Origin of the sequence: Aliiruegeria lutimaris (genome assembly GCF_900099935.1) — a bacterium.
GTDB lineage: Bacteria > Pseudomonadota > Alphaproteobacteria > Rhodobacterales > Rhodobacteraceae > Tropicimonas > Tropicimonas lutimaris.
In genome coordinates this window covers 149501-164119 of record NZ_FNEK01000002.1, presented here as the reverse complement: position 1 = coordinate 164119, position 14619 = coordinate 149501, and the positions used below count along the sequence as shown (strand labels likewise).

Sequence of the window (14619 nt, the reverse complement as noted above, 5' to 3'; positions counted from 1 at the left end):
TCCCTTCCCTCCAAGAACCGCGGCCCTGTTCAAGCCGCCGGTCGAATATCCCTCTCGGGCGCCACGAACAGATCATCCGCGTCGCCCATCTCTGCCCGGTCCCCGATCCAACTTGTCAGTCCCAGCTGCGTATCCGCGCCCAGCTTGGCCGGCGGTACGTCCTCTGCCCGCAGCACCAGGTTCACGTCCCAGTCGAGCGTGTCCCCGACATGGTTGCGCACGATCGCCGCGAGCCGCCTGAGCGACTCGCCGCCCGGCAGAAGCCGCTGATAGGCCTCCCTGGACAGCGGGCCGAGCGTGAGCCGAAACTTGGCCGAGCGCGTCCAGACCCGGCTGCCGATGGCCGTCGCCTGCCCAAGGCCCGCGGGCGCGCCCAACTGCCAGGTGTCTTCCGGTTCCAGCTCCAGCCAAGAGCCGATGAATTCCTCGATATGGGCATCCGTTCCGAAGAACAGCGACAGCATGGAGACCAGCGCCTCGGGCGTGCGCGGCCCCGGCGCCAGGTGGCCCGCGAAATGCCGTTTTGCCAGGTCCGGCATGGCATCGCGGTCCCTGAGCGCGCTGCCATGCAGCCGCGACAGCGCCGCCACCGCAACTTCCACCGGTCCACCCGGACCACGGTCGAAATCTGCTGCCGGCTGCCCCGTCTTCCAGGCCCGGAAAAGCAGCGTGGCCAAGCGGTGGGTAAGCATGTCGGCGAAAGCCACGAGTGTCGGGTCGCGCTCGTTTACCAGCCGGTCATGGGCAAATTCGGTCAGATGCAGCGGCAACGGTCCGTTCGGACCGAAAAAGCCGAAGAAGCGATTGATGAGCACGGCCGGCGTTTCGCCTTCGGCGGGGCGAAACTTCGTAAGGGTCGTCGGCGGGAAGGACAGGGACGGCTCCTGGCCGAAGCGCATCTTGTCTTCCACCGGCCGATGGGTTGCACCCAGCCCGCGCTTGCCCTCCCGAGCGGCGTCGAGCAGCCGCATCGCCAGGTAGATGTGGTAGTCGCCGGGGCGCTCCTGCAGCCCGGCGAACCAGTTCAGATGATCCGGCCGTGGCCCGTCTGAGGACGCCATCGCTTCAGCTCTCCTCGCTGCTGGCTAAACAAAGCGGTTTCGGTAAAGGAATTGATCGTTGCATGGCCGCGGAAGAAATGCTCGAGCACCGCGCCCAGAAGATAGACGGAACCACCCTCGAAGAAGCTCTCGTCGAATTCCAGCTTCACTTCAAGCCCGCGCACGGCAGTGGAGAGGACCTCGTCCGTCATCCGGCGCACCTTTGGCGAGGAGGAGACGCGGGTCAGTCCTTCGAGCTGCCGGCGCATGCCGCGGTCTCCCTCGGGCACGTAAAGCCCGATCAGCTCCCGGATCGTGGCCGCCGCAGTGCCGCCCTCGCTATCGGCAATCGACAGGTAGTTGAGCCCCAGATGCGAGATCAACCGCCAAGCCGCGTCGCCATGCGCGAAGGACGGGCGCGGCCGCGTGGGCGAGACCGGGGTCGTCACCATGCCCACCGGCCCCCCATCGGGCAGGTGGAACACATCCGGCGCCCCGGTGGTGAGCAACATCGGAAGGTCGCGGTTGGTCACCATCGCCCGAACCGCAAGCTGGCTAACTTCGGACTTGTACGGCGCGTTGTCGCCATCCACGAGCGAGACGAAGGTTTCCGAGCCAAGGTAATTCGTCCGTCCGCCCCGCAGCCGCTCACGCTCCGTGCGCTGGCGCATCTTGCGCCGGATGGTATAGAAACAGCGCCCGCCCTCGCCCAGCGGCGTCAGGTCATCGACCGAGTAGAAGGGTTGGAACGGAACATCCAGCTCTCCCTCGGTGCCGATCGCGGTGACGCTCTCCAGCGAATAGACCTCGTAGTCGAGCGGTGCGGTCCGGTCGACCACGATATGCTGCTCGAAATCCTGGTTGACGACATGCACCCGGTCGCAGCGCTTGTGAAAGAGGTTCACCGCCGGCACGCAGTTCAGCTTGAAGGCTTCGGGCCGCACCGTGGGCGCGATTTCCGGCATCCCGTCGCGCAGCAGGATGTAGAGATCCACCTGCGCATCGGCGGTCTGCAGGATGGCCCTCGACAGGCCCGTCGCCTCGACGAAGAAGAACCGCTCCGGCATGGCGAAATATTCCTGCAACAGCCGGTAGCCGTCGAAACTGCGCCGCGGTGTCGGCAACAACGCCTCGCGGGGGGAGAAACCACGGTGGCGCAACTCGCCCTTCAGCGGCTCCACCCAATCCGCGCGCCGGTCGGTCGAGCGCGCGACAAGGCCCAGCGTCTCGGTGCAGAGAAGTTCCAGCAGCTTCCAGCCCGGCGCCCCCTGCCCGCCGACAAAAAAGGTCAGCGCGTCGAGCGACAATTCGTTGAGCGGGTTGCCATCGGGGCGGCGGATACGCAGCCGGATCGCGGCACGGGCCTCGGTATTGCAGTCGACCTGCGCAGCGAGCACATCGGCGCGGCTCTCGATATATTCGGCCTCGGAAATCTCCACCGGCCAGAGCGTCAGGTCCATCCCGGTGCGAAAGATGCAAGGCACCGTGGAGCCGTCGGGCGAACTGGAGCGCAGCGCGGTTCCACGCTCCACGACATAGCCATCGGTCAGCACGGTGTTATCGAGATCCGGATGAAGCTGCGCGACCATCATCGATGGCGTGGGCGCCAGGTAATGCGGATAGACCAGCTCCAGCAGATGGCTGGTGAATTGCGGATATTGCAGTTCCAGTTCGAGCTGGACGCGCGCCGAAAGGAAGGCGGAGCCTTCCAGAAGCCGTTCCACGTAAGGGTCGAGAACCTCGAGCCCGTCCATGCCCAAACGGGCGGCGATCTTGGGATAGGTTTCCGCGAAGTTCGCGCCCATCTCCCGCAGATAGGCCAGCTCGGATTCGTAATGGCGCAGCAGCCGGGTGTCCATCCGTTCAGCTTCCCTGTTCCAGAGTCATGTGGCCAGTCATCAGGTCGATCTCGGAACGCAGGTAAAGCTCCATCGGCAAGGGCTGCGCCCACATATCCCCGTGAATATCGAAGAACACGGACATATTCGTGGCGCTTTCCTCGTCCCGGAGCAGAACTTCGAGCGATTCCGGTCGCATCCGCGGCTCGAACTCCCGCACGGCCTGCATGATGGCTTGCCGGATGTTCTCGACCCGCCGCTGCGTCGTGCTTCCACCCGCAACGGGTTTGACGCCATAATTCAATACAGACCTGAAGGCGTGGGGATATTTCTTCCGGTCAATGAAACTCTCGTTATTGGTCGTGTTCAACAGCCAGGCGAGGTCACGCTTCAGGATCTCACGCAGTTTACGAACATCGATGACCCTCGTGTCCCGAGACTCCGACATCTGGTCGGGCGCGTCATCCGTGAGCCGGTCGAGCAAGGACGGCTGTAGCCTGTCGTCGATGGTCTTGTCGGCCATGGATCAGCCCCCGGATGGGGGCTCGGAAGCCTCCTCAGAGTCTTCAAACCGCAGGTTGCGCAGATCCATTAGGGCAACATCTTCGCTATCGGTTGCCAGCAGGCGCTGGCCACGGCCGATAAAAGTCTCTGCCCCCGCATCCGACCACGTCGTCATCCGAGCCAGCATTTCAGCCCCGTCGCCCGCCTCGGTCGTTCCGGGATAACGGGTGGGAATGAAAGCCGTGACTTCGCCACCATTGCGCAGCGTGATCCGCGCGCCGGTCCAGACGGCGTCACGCAGGTCGGTCGGTTCATCGACATGCATTTCGTGGATCGCGGCAAACGGCATCCAGAAATACCGGCCGTTGACGACCGCTTCCAGAACCGGGCCAAGACGCATATCCGCGTCGGCGATCCATTCGAAGGCCTTGCCATTCACCTCGCCGGCGATGGCCGGTGCCGCTTCGAAGGCCTGGGCACGCAGCTCGGCTGCCTGCTCCGCCTTGCCGGCGGCAAGCAGCTTGAGCGCCTCCATCAGCAGCGCAATCCAGCTATTGGGCTCTCCAAAGACGAGCGGCTCGCGCTCTCCGACGAAGACCTTCTCGCGGAAGACCTCGCAGCGGATGACCTCGCGATAGGCCTGCGCCATCTCCAGCGCGTCTTCATCCATGGTCGCGGAAAGCTTCAGTTGATTGATCGCCCGTTTCCAGTCGCCCAACACGCAGAGCAGTTGGAAAAGGAATACTCTCAACTTCGGGTCAGCAGGTTTTGCACGCACGGCATCCTGCAACTCTTCAAGAGCCCCGTTCAGGTCATTGGCAAGCAGAAGCTCATGGGCACGGCTTTGCACGGGGGTCTCCAATCTTCAGGTCGTTCAGGTCGAGATGCACCACCGTATAAATCTCCGGTGGTGCAATTCTTGCGCAAAGTCTTAGACTTGCACGTTCTCGGCGATATTCCAGCCGAAGTCCTTCTCACTCTCTACATCGCCAGCCGGGCTCTGCTGCTTGTAGTTCACTTCGATCTGACGGAAGTTCAGCGTCACGTTCTCGGTAAGACGATCTTCACCGCCGGAACCGCCGGTCGAAACGGACGTGATCAGGACGTCGGTCATCGTCATGACGATGTACTCAACGGGCGTTTTGCCAGCCTTGCGGACTGTCAGGACCGCACTCTTGAAGTGATCCCCGTTTGCGCAATATAGCATCAGGACAGGGGACGACACATCGACCCACTTGGTCACGGAGATATCCTGAAAATTGGCCTTGCCGGAACCGCCACCGCCACCGACGTGGAAGGTGCCGGACTGGGACATACCCCATGACCATGCCAGAACGTCGATTTCTTTCGAATGTTCGTAGTCTTGAGATTCACCTTCGATCTCACCCTCGATATCGAGGAACATGTCAACAGCCATAGTGCTCTCTCCTTAAATAATCCGGCGGTCTTTCCGCCTTTGAGAATGATCGGGCGACGGCCGATGACGCCCGATCTACGATCACTGTCCCTTTTCGGACGGCAATTTGGCTACCAGCCGGAGAGACACGGTAAGTCCCTCGAGCTGGTAATGAGGCCGAAGGAAAAACTGCGAGGTATAATATCCGGGATTTCCTTCGACCTCTTCCACTCTCACCTCGGCCGCCGTGAGTGGCTTTCTAGCCTTGGTCTCTTCGGTGGAGTGCGCCGCGTTATAGTCCACGTACTCATTGATCCACTTCTTCAGCCACGTCTCCATGTCGTCACGGCTCTTGAAGGAGCCGATCTTGTCGTGGACCATTTTCTTCAGGTAGTGCGCGAAGCGGCAGGTCGCGAAGAGGTAGGGCAGGCGCGCGGCAAGATTGGCATTCGCCGTCGCATCCGGATCATCGTACTCGACCGGCTTGTGCAGAGACTGCGCGCCGATGAATGCGGCAAGATCCGAATTCTTGCGGTGGATCAGGGCCATCATGCCGTTCTTGGAAAGCTCGGCCTCCCGACGTTCCGGGATCGAGATTTCGGTCGGGCATTTCATGTCCACGCCACCGTCCGCCGTTGGGAAGGTATGGGTCGGCAACCCTTCCACGACGCCACCCGATTCCACGCCACGGATGCGCGAGCACCAGCCATAGAGCTTGAAGGACCGGGTGATGTTGGCCGCCATCGCATAGGCCGAGTTGGCCCAGCTGAAATACTCGGATTCGGCGTTGCCAGTCTCTTCCTCGAAGTCGAACTCGTCCACCGGATCGCCCTTGGCGCCATAGGGCTGGCGGGCCAGGAAACGCGGCATGGTAAGGCCGAGATACCGGGAATCCTCGCTGTCGCGCAGGCTACGCCAGGCGGCATATTCCGGCGTCTGGAAGATCTTGGTCAGATCGCGCGGATTGCTGAGTTCCTGCCAGCTATCGAACTGCATAAGCGAGGGATCTGCCCCTGTGATGAAGGGCGCGTGGATCGCGGCCGAGATCTTGGCCATTTCGCCCAGCAGCTCGACATCGGGCGGGCTGTGGTTGAAATGATAGTCGCCGACAAGGCAGCCATAAGGCTCGCCACCGAAGACACCGTATTCTTCCTCGTAGAGCTTCTTGAAGATCGGCGACTGGTCCCAGGCGGTGCCCTTGTAGCGCTTCAGGGTCCTGTGCAGCTCCTTCTTGGAGATGTTCATCACCCGGATCTTCAGCATCTCGTCGGATTCGGTGTTGTTCACCAGGTGATGCAGGCCACGCCAGGCGCTTTCGAGCTGCTGGTATTCTTCGTGGTGGAGGATCTTGTTGATCTGGGCGGTCAGTTTCTGGTCGATCTCGGCGATGATCGCCTCAAGCGATTCCAGCACGTCATCGGAAATCGTCGCGGTGCTTTCGAGCGCCTGCTGGGCAAGCGTCTTGACCGCGCTTTCCACGGCCGCCTTCGCCGTGTCCGTGCGTGGGCGGAATTCCTGCTGAAGCAGTGCCGAGAAATCGGATTCCGTTGTTACTGCGGCCTGTGCACCGGCCGCGGATTCGAGGGCTTCTTCTGCCATGGCTTATTCCTTTCCCTCACTGTCGCCACTATCGCCTTCTTCGGTCGGAGCGGCCTGCGCCGCGAGCGACTTCATCAGCGCCGGATCGGCCATGACCTTGGCCATCAGGTTCTCTGCTCCGGGCTTGCCATCCATGTAGGTCATCAGGTTGGACAGCTCCTTGCGGGCCTCGAGCAGTTGCCGGAGCGGTGCGACCTTCTCGGCGACGGCAGCCGGCGAGAAATCTTCCATGCTCTCGAAGGTCAGGTCGACCGACAGGTTGCCCTCGCCGGTCAACGTGTTCGGAACGGAGAAGGCCGCGCGCGGCTTCATCGCCTTCATGCGGCTGTCGAAATTATCCACGTCAATCTCAAGGAACTTGCGGTCGGCAACGCCGGGCTGTTCAACCTCGGATTTGCCGGCGAGGTCGGCCATGACGCCCATGACGAAAGGCAATTGTACCTTTTTCTGTGCGCCATAGAGTTCCACGTCATATTCGATCTGGACTCTTGGCGCGCGGTTACGACCAAGAAACTTCTGTGAACTGGACATCAGATTCTCCCTTTATTTCGGTCAGCCTCCGGCCAGGGCCGACCTCGTTATTCGCTAGCCTTTCTTTCCGCCTTTTTCGGGCTTCGGATCGGCTTTTTCGTCAGTTTCCAGACCACCAACCAGCCGGACATGATCCAGCCCGAGCGGTGCGAGGTCGTTGACGATCGTAATGAAATCCGCGCCCACCAATCGGCGCGCGCGCTTCAGCAGAATAGGCACCGGGTTGGACGGCTCGTAACGGGCATAATACTCGATAATCTTGTCGATGGCCGCGAGCACGTCGCGGTCGTTCAGAATGGCACCGGGCGGGCCACCGGAGCCGCCGGGGCGTCCTGCGGGTGCAGCCTCTTCAGCCGCCTCCTCCACTTCTGGCGCGGCCTGGACATCCATGCCGGTTTCCGCCGAAAGGATCGAAAGTATCCGCAAGAGGGTCTTTCTCGCCTCGCTCAGATCCGGGCCGAGGCTTCCGATCTTTTCATCGAACGTCGCCTCGATCGCGGCAATATCTTCAGACGCCTGACGGACAGCGTCGATGATCCCCTTCATCACCTCTTCGTCGGTATCCCTGAACGCCGCCGAGAACCCGCCCGAGTCGGGAAGGTGCTCGTCGCCATGCGGGTCGATCTCGCCGTCGAGGATCATCTTGTGGCGCAGGCACATCCGACCGAAATTGTTGCTGTCGGTCATGTTTGCGAGGCGGAGCGCGTGGATTATGGTTTCGGGCGCCGCCAGCCCACGCACGGCGTTCACACGCATCGTCGGATCGCCGTCATCCTCGTCCAGTTGCGGGTGGAACGTATCCCAGAACTGCGTGACGCATCCACGGATATAGCTGGTGGCCTCGGCAAAGCCGACGAAGCCGTTCCGACGCAATTCCGCATTCGCCAGGTGAATGGCGGCACGCACATCATGACTGTGCTCCAGAACCGCCTTCGCTTTCTGGATCACATCGCCATAGTCGGGCTCTTCCGCGGCCACGATCTCAGAGCCCATCTGGCGCTCCTGACCGGGCTGTGCCGCAATCTCCAACTCAGTAAAAACCGACTCGTATTCAAGGTTTTCACCGCTTGGTGACTCTTCTCCAAAACTGACGAGTTCCAAGACCAAGTTTTCAATCTCCCTAGGGCGCCAGCGACGAAATAATGCCGCAGCACCTTATGTTACGGTAACAGAACATTCGTACAAATCTACGATTCATTTTTCACGCGCGACATTTTCCGCATCGGGAAAGGGCCCGAACCAACCGATCCGGTCACCGAGCGGAATCACGCGGATAAAAAATTGCGCACGGGAGTGGGTGGCGCGCTCAACTCTCTGGAATTGCCATATTCTCCAGGAGTGTGGCCGGGCGGATGGACGCCCGGGCGAACCGGGTCAGCGCTTTGGCCTAGGGCGCAGGACGTGCGGAATTTCCGGGTCGTAGAGCGCCGAATCCGGGAAGTCATGGTCCTCGAACACCCGCCCCACGAAGACAAGCGCGGTGCGGGTGAGCTTTTCGGCGCGCACCTTGTTCCGGATGTCCGACAGAGTGCCCCGGATATACATCTCGTCCGGCCAACCGACGCGATAGGCAACGATCACCGGGCAGTCCGGCCCATAGATCGGCGACAGTTGCCGCTCGATCTCCAGCAGGTTGCGCACAGAGAGGTGAATTGCCAGCGTGGCCCGCGAGGCACCGAGCGTGGCCAGGTCCTCACCCTCGGGCATGCCAGTGGATTTCATCGAGGTCCGGGTCAGGATGACGCTCTGCGCCACTTCCGGAACCGTCAACTCCTGCCCCATTCCGGCGGCGGCGGCGCAATAGGCCGGCACGCCGGGCGTGATGTCATAGGGAATGCCGAGCGCGCGCAGGCGGCGCACCTGCTCGGCGATGGCGCCATAGAGCGACGGGTCGCCGGAATGGACGCGGGCGACGTCTTCACCGCGCGCATGGGCGGCTTCGATCTCGTCGATTATCTCGTCCAGCGCCAGCGGCGCGGTGTCGATCACCCGCGCGCCCTCAGGGGCACCTGCAACAACCTCGGCCGGAACCAGCGAACCGGCATAAAGGCAGACCGGGCAGGAGCCGATCAGCCGCTGCGCCTTGAGCGTGAGCAGTTCGGGGTCGCCGGGACCTGCACCAATGAAATGAACCGTCATGCTGTTTCTCCGTCGATCCGCTTGGCATAGCCGCGCGGGGTATAGATCCACTCGCCGTTCGCACCTGCGGAAATGTCGCCGCTGGTGATGCGCCGCGAGGCGGAAGAGCCGATGAGGACGATGGTCATCATGTCCACCTCGTCCACTTCCAGTTGGTCAAGCCGCCTCAAGGTAAGTCGTTCCTCCGGCCGCCCGAGCGAGGTCGCCAGCAGGACCGGCGTATCGGCCGGGCGGTGCTCGAGCAGGATCTCGCGCGCCTCGGCCAGAAGCGTCCGGCGGCGGCGAGAGACCGGGTTGTAGAAGGCGATGACGAAATCGCCCTGCGCCGCCGCGTGCAGGCGTTGGACTATAGTCTCGCGCGGGGTCAGAAGATCCGAGAGCGAGATCGCGCAGAAATCATGCCCGAGAAGCGCGCCGGCCCGCGCCGACGCGGCCTGAAGCGCGGAGATACCGGGCACATGGGTCAGCGCCACCCGCCGCGCGGCAGCGGACACACCGCCCTCGCTCTCGTCGCGGTCCAGAAGCTCCATGACCAGCGCCCCCATGGCGAAGATTCCGCCATCGCCGGAACAGATCAGCGCCACCTTGCGCCCCTCGCCGGCGGCTTCCAGCGCGTAGCGGCAGCGTGCCTCTTCCTCGCCCAGCGCGAAATCGCGCCGCATCCGGCCGCGCGCCTCGCGGCCCAGCAGATCGATATAGAAGCCGTAGCCGACAAGCTCGTCTGCCTCGGCAATCAGCCGGGTCGCTTCCGGTGTGCGCCATTCCTGCTGCCCCGGCCCGATGCCGATGACGGAAAGCTGGCCACGTCGAGCACCCTCTGCACCGCCCGCCTCCAGCCGTGCAACGGCACAGGTCGCATCTGCCGATTTCACCTTGTCCACGATCAGGAAGCCATCCGGCCCGGCGGCGGCCAGCGCTGCGCCTTCGGCCACGCCGTGGCAGCCGACCTCGGCAAAGACCACCTCGGAGGGATTTGCCAGCCGCGGAGCCTCCGCTTCGAGCCGCTCGGCTGTATGAAACCGCACCGGTACGTCCAGATGCGCGGCCAGCGCGTGGATGGCCGCCTCGTCCGATTTGAGGTCGATGGAATGGATCGCGGCGACTTCGCCCGCCGCGATGCCCGCCTCGGCGAGGGTCTGGCCGGCAAGGCCGATCAGTTGATCGGGGTCGCAGCCGCGCGCACTGCCGACGCCCAGAACCACCGAGCGTTGGCGATAAATCAGGGGCGCCGCCCCCGGCACGCTCAGAACGAGCGGTGCCTCGGAATCGGTGGGCAGCCGATCCACCGCACCGCTCTCTTCCAGCGGCGCGAGCCAGGCGGCCTCGGGTCCCGAGATCCGCACCTTCTTGCCCGACAGCAACGCGGACATGACCGACTTTGCGTCTTCAGGATTGTCCAGCTTCCACCCCTCGGGCGGCTCGTCCAGCGCCACGCCGAGAGTGACGTCTCCGGCGGTGGTCACCGCCGCCTCGCCACCGATCACATCGGCGATCCGGCGGGCCAGCGCATTGGCCCCGCGATGCCCGCCCAGAAGCGGCACCACGGCCGAACCATCCTCGGCCACGGCCAGAACCGGCGGCTCCTTGCGCTTGTCGCCGAGATATGGGGCAAGAACGCGGATCAGGATCCCGGCGGAGGCGATGCCGATCACAGGGTGCCCGGCCTGAAACAGCGAGCCCAGATGCGGCGCGACCGCGTCAAAATCGCTGCCGCGAATATCGAGCCGGGCACCAAGCGCCTCGGCAATACGGCGCCCGAGTGGTTCGGCTGTGGGAAGCAGGCAGAGAACAACCGGAGCCAGCTCAGACATGCGCGTCCCTTCCCGGCACGAGGATCATGGAGAAATAGGGCGCCTTCTCCGGTGCCTCGGCCAGCGGGCAGACGACCTGCTGCGGCAGGGAGGCATGGGAGACGAAGACGGCGCGCTCGGCCATGCCGAGACGCTCCAGCACGGCGCGGGTGCGCTCGAAATGGCGGCCGATCTTCATGATCGCGGCGGCATTGGCGTCGCGCAGATGCTTCTCCAGCTCGGCCTCCTCCAGCGTCGCCGGGACCACGGTCAGCACCTCTTCGCGGGCAATCAGCGGCTGGCGAGCAACGGCTGTCACCGCGCCGAGCGAGGAGACGCCGGGCACGATCTCGGTCGGGAAACGCTCGGCAAGCCGCGAGAAGAGATACATGAACGAGCCGTAGAAGAACGGGTCGCCTTCGCAGAGCACGACCACGTCCTCACCGGCCTCCAGCGCGGCGGCGATAGTCTCGGCGGCGGCGTCATAGACATCCTGCGCGGGGAAACGTTCGACCCGCATCGGGATGACGATGGGGATCTCGCGTGCGCCCTCGGGGATGTAGTCTGCCACAATGGCACGGGCAAAGCTCTCGCCGCTATCGGGAGCCGGATAGGCCACCACGCCCACCGCGCACAGCAGGCGATGCGCCTTCAGGGTCAGCAATTCCGGGTCGCCGGGGCCAACGCCTAGGCCATAGAGGGTTCCGCTCATTTGGTGAGACTCCATTGGGTTACGGGCATCGCCGGCTTCCAACCGTGCATCCTGCCGACAGGCGAGGCACGGGAGACCGCGATGCGGATCAGAGAGCCGCCATGGCGTGCATACAGCGCGGCGAGGACTGCTTCGGATTCGAGCGTGACCGCGTTGGCCACGAGACGGCCGTGCGGTGGCAGGGCGTCGAGGGCGGCGTGGGCCACTTCCTGCGACAGGCCACCGCCGATGAAGATGGCATCGGGTTCGGGCAGGTCGGCCAGCGCTTCGGGCACGCGCCCCACCTTGAAGTCCAGCCGGGGCGCTCCGAGTTGGACGGAATTGGCCGCAGCCATGGCGAGCCGGTCGCGCGATGTGTCGATGCCGACGGCGCGCGTATCGCGCGCGGCACGCATCCATTCGATCGCCACCGAGCCGCAGCCGACGCCGATATCCCACAGCATCTGTCCCCGCCGCGGTGCGAGCGCAGAGAGCGTCAGCGCGCGGATCTCGCGCTTGGTCATCTTGCCGTCATGGATGAAGAGATCGTCGGCCAAGCCGGTGCGCGGCGGCACGGTCGCGCCCTGCTCGCCAAGGCATTCGACAGCAAGAAGGTGGAAATCCGGCGGCTGCGCCGACCAGTCCGCCGCGGTCCCCTCGATCCGGCATTCGTCGGGACCGCCCATCGCACCCAGAACCGTCAGGCGGCTGGCACCCAGCCCACATTCGCGCAGCAGGCTCGCGATCTTGGCCGGCGTGCCGGCATCCTGAGTGAGCAGTAGCAGGCGTTGACCGTGGCCAAAGAAGGGGATCGCCTGTTCGGCGGGGCGGCCATGGACGGTGAGCGTCTCCACGTCGGCCAGCGACCACTTCATCCGCACGGCGGCAAGCTGGAAGGCGGATAGCTGCGGGTGAAAGAGTACCGCATCCGGGCCGAAGCGGCGCAGGAAGAGCGCGCCGGCGGAATACCAGAGCGGATCGCCCGTCACCAGCACAGCCACCTTGCGGCCACGCCAGCCGTCAAGCTCCTCGGCCAGTTCCCGGAAAGGCGAGGGCCATTCGACCCGTTCTGCTGGTAGGTGTTCAACAAGCTTGTGGTGGCGCGGGCCACCGATGATGATCTCTGCCGCCTCCAGCCGCACGCGGGCCGACGGGGAAAGCCCCTCCCAGCCATCCTCACCAATGCCGATCACGTCCAGCCAGGGCGCATTCATGTTCCGTCTCCCTTTAGACCGAGCGTCAGCGCGTTCACCGCCGCCGCCGCTATGGCCGAGCCGCCGCGACGGCCCAGAAGCGTCACGAAAGGCACGCCGTGGGGAAGCGTGCAGAGCGCCAGCTTGCTCTCCGCCGCGCCGACGAAGCCGACGGGGAAGCCGAGGATCAATGCCGGTTTCGGCCAGCCCTCCTCGAGCCGCTCCAGTAGGCGAAAGAGCGCTGTGGGCGCGTTACCAATGGCGACGATGCTGCCTTCCAGCCTATGCTTCCACAGCTCGACGGCGGCGGCGGAACGGGTGGTACCGAGGGCCTTGGCGAGTTCCGGCACGGAGGGGTGGTTGAGCGTGACGACCGCTTCAACGCCATCGGGAAGCGCGCGGGCGATGATGCCGCGCGCAACCATCTCCGCATCGCAAAGGATCGGGGCACCCGCTTGAAGGGCTGCCCCCCCGGCCGCAACGGCATCGGGCGTGGAACGCAGATCATCCAGCGCATCCACCATCCCGCAGGAATGGATCACGCGGACGGCAAGCGGGCGGATCTGTTCGGGCAGCGCCGCCAGATCCGCCTCTTTCTCGATGGTCGCGAAACTCTGGGCGTAGATCGCCTTCGGATCGCGCTCGTAGCTCAGCGTCATTCGCTCTTCAGATGCTTGCGCACGCTTTCCGGGCCCAACGGGTGGTCGGCGTGGGGATAGCGCGGGTGGTGGTGACCGTGGTCATGCCCGTCCGCGTGGCCGTGATGGTGATGCCCGTGGCCATGATCGTGATCGTGGCTGTGGCCGTGATCATGGTCGTGATCGTGATCATGATGATGGTGGTGATCATGCCCGGCATCGAGGCGGCAGGCACCGGTGCAGAACGTGTCGCACAGCGCGCAATCCTCGACATTGGAACCCGGCGCGCTCGCGCCCTGCCCTTCGACGTGGTGGTGATGGCTCTCCTGCGGGGCACCGACCTCGCTCTCAAAGCCGAGCACCTGCGTGCGGTACTTGCAGAGCCCGCAATTCATGTCGTTCTTGCCCTCAAGGATCTCGGTGATCCGTTCAGCAAAGGTTGCCAGCACCAGCGGGTGGTCGTTCAGGTAGTCGGCCTTGACCCACTGCGCTTGCGGATTGGCCGCGGCCACCATGTCGGTGAAGCCATAGATGCGGTCGATCAAAACCCCGGTGAAAAGGAAATACGGGAACACGACGTAGCGCTTGAAGCCAAGCTTGGCGGCCTGTTCCAGCGCCGGCTCCACCAGTGGGAAGGTGACGCCGGAATAGCCGACTTCGCACCAGCCGAAGCCCATGCCTTCCCAGAGCATCCGCGCGACCTTGGACACGTTGGCATTGGCGTCTGGATCCGACGCACCCCGGCCGATCACCACGAGGCAGGTCTCGTGCAGCGGCACCTCGCCCTGCTCGGCATCGGCCTTGGCAACGGCGGCCTGTACGCGCTCGGCGGCGGCGGCGATCATCTTTGCGTCGACGCCAAGGTCGCGGCCATAGTCGACCGTGATGCCATGTTCGGCGGAATAGGCGTTCAGCACCGAGGGAATGTCATTCTTGGCATGCATGGCGGCAAAAAGCATGCCCGGCACGGCGAGGATACGCTCGCAGCCAGCTTCGCGCAGGTTGTCGAGGCCGACGCGGATCACCGGGTTGGCAAATTCGAGATAGCCATAATCGACCATCCAGTCCTCGGGTAGCAGCGCAGGCAGTTTCTGCGCCAGGACGGCGAACTCATCCACCGCCGCTTGAGACCGCGATCCATGCCCGCACAGCATCACACCGATCTTGCTCATCCGCGGGTCTCCCCACGAAGGGTCGTCTGGACAGCTCGCATGGTCTGGCTCCTTCGCTTGCCTGGCCTTGGGCAATACGGGGCCATCG

Annotated in this window: 14 protein-coding genes; all 14 read right to left on the bottom strand. The window is 63.9% G+C overall.

Going from position 1 to position 14619, the window contains the following annotated elements; all coding sequences use genetic code 11:
- Nucleotides 1–29 precede the first annotated feature (29 nt).
- Complete coding sequence (gene tssG / locus BLR85_RS02040; protein ID WP_093148426.1) at nucleotides 30–1061, bottom strand: type VI secretion system baseplate subunit TssG; 1032 nt, start codon at nucleotides 1059–1061, stop codon at nucleotides 30–32.
- Nucleotides 1025–2899 carry a type VI secretion system baseplate subunit TssF gene (gene tssF / locus BLR85_RS02035; RefSeq protein WP_093148422.1) on the bottom strand — a complete coding sequence of 625 codons (1875 nt, stop codon included), beginning with the start codon at nucleotides 2897–2899 and terminating at the stop codon, nucleotides 1025–1027. The genes tssG and tssF overlap by 37 nt, the downstream gene beginning before the upstream one ends.
- A gap of 4 nt (nucleotides 2900–2903) precedes the next feature.
- Entirely contained in the window at nucleotides 2904–3401 is a 498-nt protein-coding gene (tssE, locus tag BLR85_RS02030; RefSeq protein ID WP_093148418.1) for a type VI secretion system baseplate subunit TssE, read from the bottom strand.
- A 3-nt stretch (nucleotides 3402–3404) separates the two neighbouring features.
- The gene (locus tag BLR85_RS02025) at nucleotides 3405–4232 is read right to left on the bottom strand and encodes a type VI secretion system accessory protein TagJ (RefSeq protein WP_093148415.1); all 828 of its coding nucleotides are present in this window, start codon (nucleotides 4230–4232) and stop codon (nucleotides 3405–3407) included.
- Nucleotides 4233–4313: 81 nt separating this feature from the next.
- Nucleotides 4314–4799, bottom strand: coding sequence for an Hcp family type VI secretion system effector (locus BLR85_RS02020; protein WP_093148412.1), 486 nt, complete (start codon nucleotides 4797–4799; stop codon nucleotides 4314–4316).
- Between the two features lie 81 nt (nucleotides 4800–4880).
- Complete coding sequence (gene tssC / locus BLR85_RS02015; protein ID WP_093148408.1) at nucleotides 4881–6377, bottom strand: type VI secretion system contractile sheath large subunit; 1497 nt, start codon at nucleotides 6375–6377, stop codon at nucleotides 4881–4883.
- 3 nt (nucleotides 6378–6380) lie between these two features.
- Complete coding sequence (gene tssB, locus BLR85_RS02010) at nucleotides 6381–6911, bottom strand: type VI secretion system contractile sheath small subunit (RefSeq protein ID WP_170844428.1); 531 nt, start codon at nucleotides 6909–6911, stop codon at nucleotides 6381–6383.
- A 51-nt stretch (nucleotides 6912–6962) separates the two neighbouring features.
- Complete coding sequence (tssA, locus tag BLR85_RS02005) at nucleotides 6963–8009, bottom strand: type VI secretion system protein TssA (RefSeq protein ID WP_244520581.1); 1047 nt, start codon at nucleotides 8007–8009, stop codon at nucleotides 6963–6965.
- 273 nt (nucleotides 8010–8282) lie between these two features.
- Nucleotides 8283–9047, bottom strand: a complete 765-nt coding sequence (cobM, locus tag BLR85_RS02000) for a precorrin-4 C(11)-methyltransferase (protein ID WP_093148396.1) — start codon at nucleotides 9045–9047, stop codon at nucleotides 8283–8285.
- Nucleotides 9044–10858: a precorrin-3B C(17)-methyltransferase gene (gene cobJ, locus BLR85_RS01995; protein WP_093148391.1), complete on the bottom strand. Its 1815-nt coding sequence runs from the start codon at nucleotides 10856–10858 to the stop codon at nucleotides 9044–9046. Before cobJ ends, cobM begins: the two co-directional genes overlap by 4 nt.
- A complete protein-coding gene (gene cobI, locus BLR85_RS01990) occupies nucleotides 10851–11549 on the bottom strand; it encodes a precorrin-2 C(20)-methyltransferase (protein ID WP_093148385.1) in 699 nt (232 codons plus the stop codon). The genes cobJ and cobI overlap by 8 nt, the downstream gene beginning before the upstream one ends.
- On the bottom strand, nucleotides 11546–12742 hold the full coding sequence (gene cbiE / locus BLR85_RS01985; protein ID WP_093148381.1) for a precorrin-6y C5,15-methyltransferase (decarboxylating) subunit CbiE: 1197 nt from the start codon (nucleotides 12740–12742) through the stop codon (nucleotides 11546–11548). The genes cobI and cbiE overlap by 4 nt, the downstream gene beginning before the upstream one ends.
- Nucleotides 12739–13380: a precorrin-8X methylmutase gene (locus BLR85_RS01980; protein ID WP_093148378.1), complete on the bottom strand. Its 642-nt coding sequence runs from the start codon at nucleotides 13378–13380 to the stop codon at nucleotides 12739–12741. The genes cbiE and BLR85_RS01980 overlap by 4 nt, the downstream gene beginning before the upstream one ends.
- Nucleotides 13377–14531 carry a sirohydrochlorin chelatase gene (locus BLR85_RS01975; protein WP_093148374.1) on the bottom strand — a complete coding sequence of 385 codons (1155 nt, stop codon included), beginning with the start codon at nucleotides 14529–14531 and terminating at the stop codon, nucleotides 13377–13379. Before BLR85_RS01975 ends, BLR85_RS01980 begins: the two co-directional genes overlap by 4 nt.
- Nucleotides 14532–14619 lie beyond the last annotated feature (88 nt).

Coding starts and splice junctions, on each gene's coding strand:
- tssC (WP_093148408.1), bottom strand. CDS start 6,377: ATGGCAGAAGAAGCCCTCGAATCCGCGGCCGGTGCACAGGCCGCAGTA.
- cobI (WP_093148385.1), bottom strand. CDS start 11,549: ATGAGCGGAACCCTCTATGGCCTAGGCGTTGGCCCCGGCGACCCGGAA.
- tssE (WP_093148418.1), bottom strand. CDS start 3,401: ATGGCCGACAAGACCATCGACGACAGGCTACAGCCGTCCTTGCTCGAC.
- tssF (WP_093148422.1), bottom strand. CDS start 2,899: ATGGACACCCGGCTGCTGCGCCATTACGAATCCGAGCTGGCCTATCTG.
- tssG (WP_093148426.1), bottom strand. CDS start 1,061: ATGGCGTCCTCAGACGGGCCACGGCCGGATCATCTGAACTGGTTCGCC.
- cobM (WP_093148396.1), bottom strand. CDS start 9,047: ATGACGGTTCATTTCATTGGTGCAGGTCCCGGCGACCCCGAACTGCTC.
- cbiE (WP_093148381.1), bottom strand. CDS start 12,742: ATGAATGCGCCCTGGCTGGACGTGATCGGCATTGGTGAGGATGGCTGG.
- BLR85_RS01980 (WP_093148378.1), bottom strand. CDS start 13,380: ATGACGCTGAGCTACGAGCGCGATCCGAAGGCGATCTACGCCCAGAGT.
- BLR85_RS02020 (WP_093148412.1), bottom strand. CDS start 4,799: ATGGCTGTTGACATGTTCCTCGATATCGAGGGTGAGATCGAAGGTGAA.
- BLR85_RS01975 (WP_093148374.1), bottom strand. CDS start 14,531: ATGAGCAAGATCGGTGTGATGCTGTGCGGGCATGGATCGCGGTCTCAA.
- cobJ (WP_093148391.1), bottom strand. CDS start 10,858: ATGTCTGAGCTGGCTCCGGTTGTTCTCTGCCTGCTTCCCACAGCCGAA.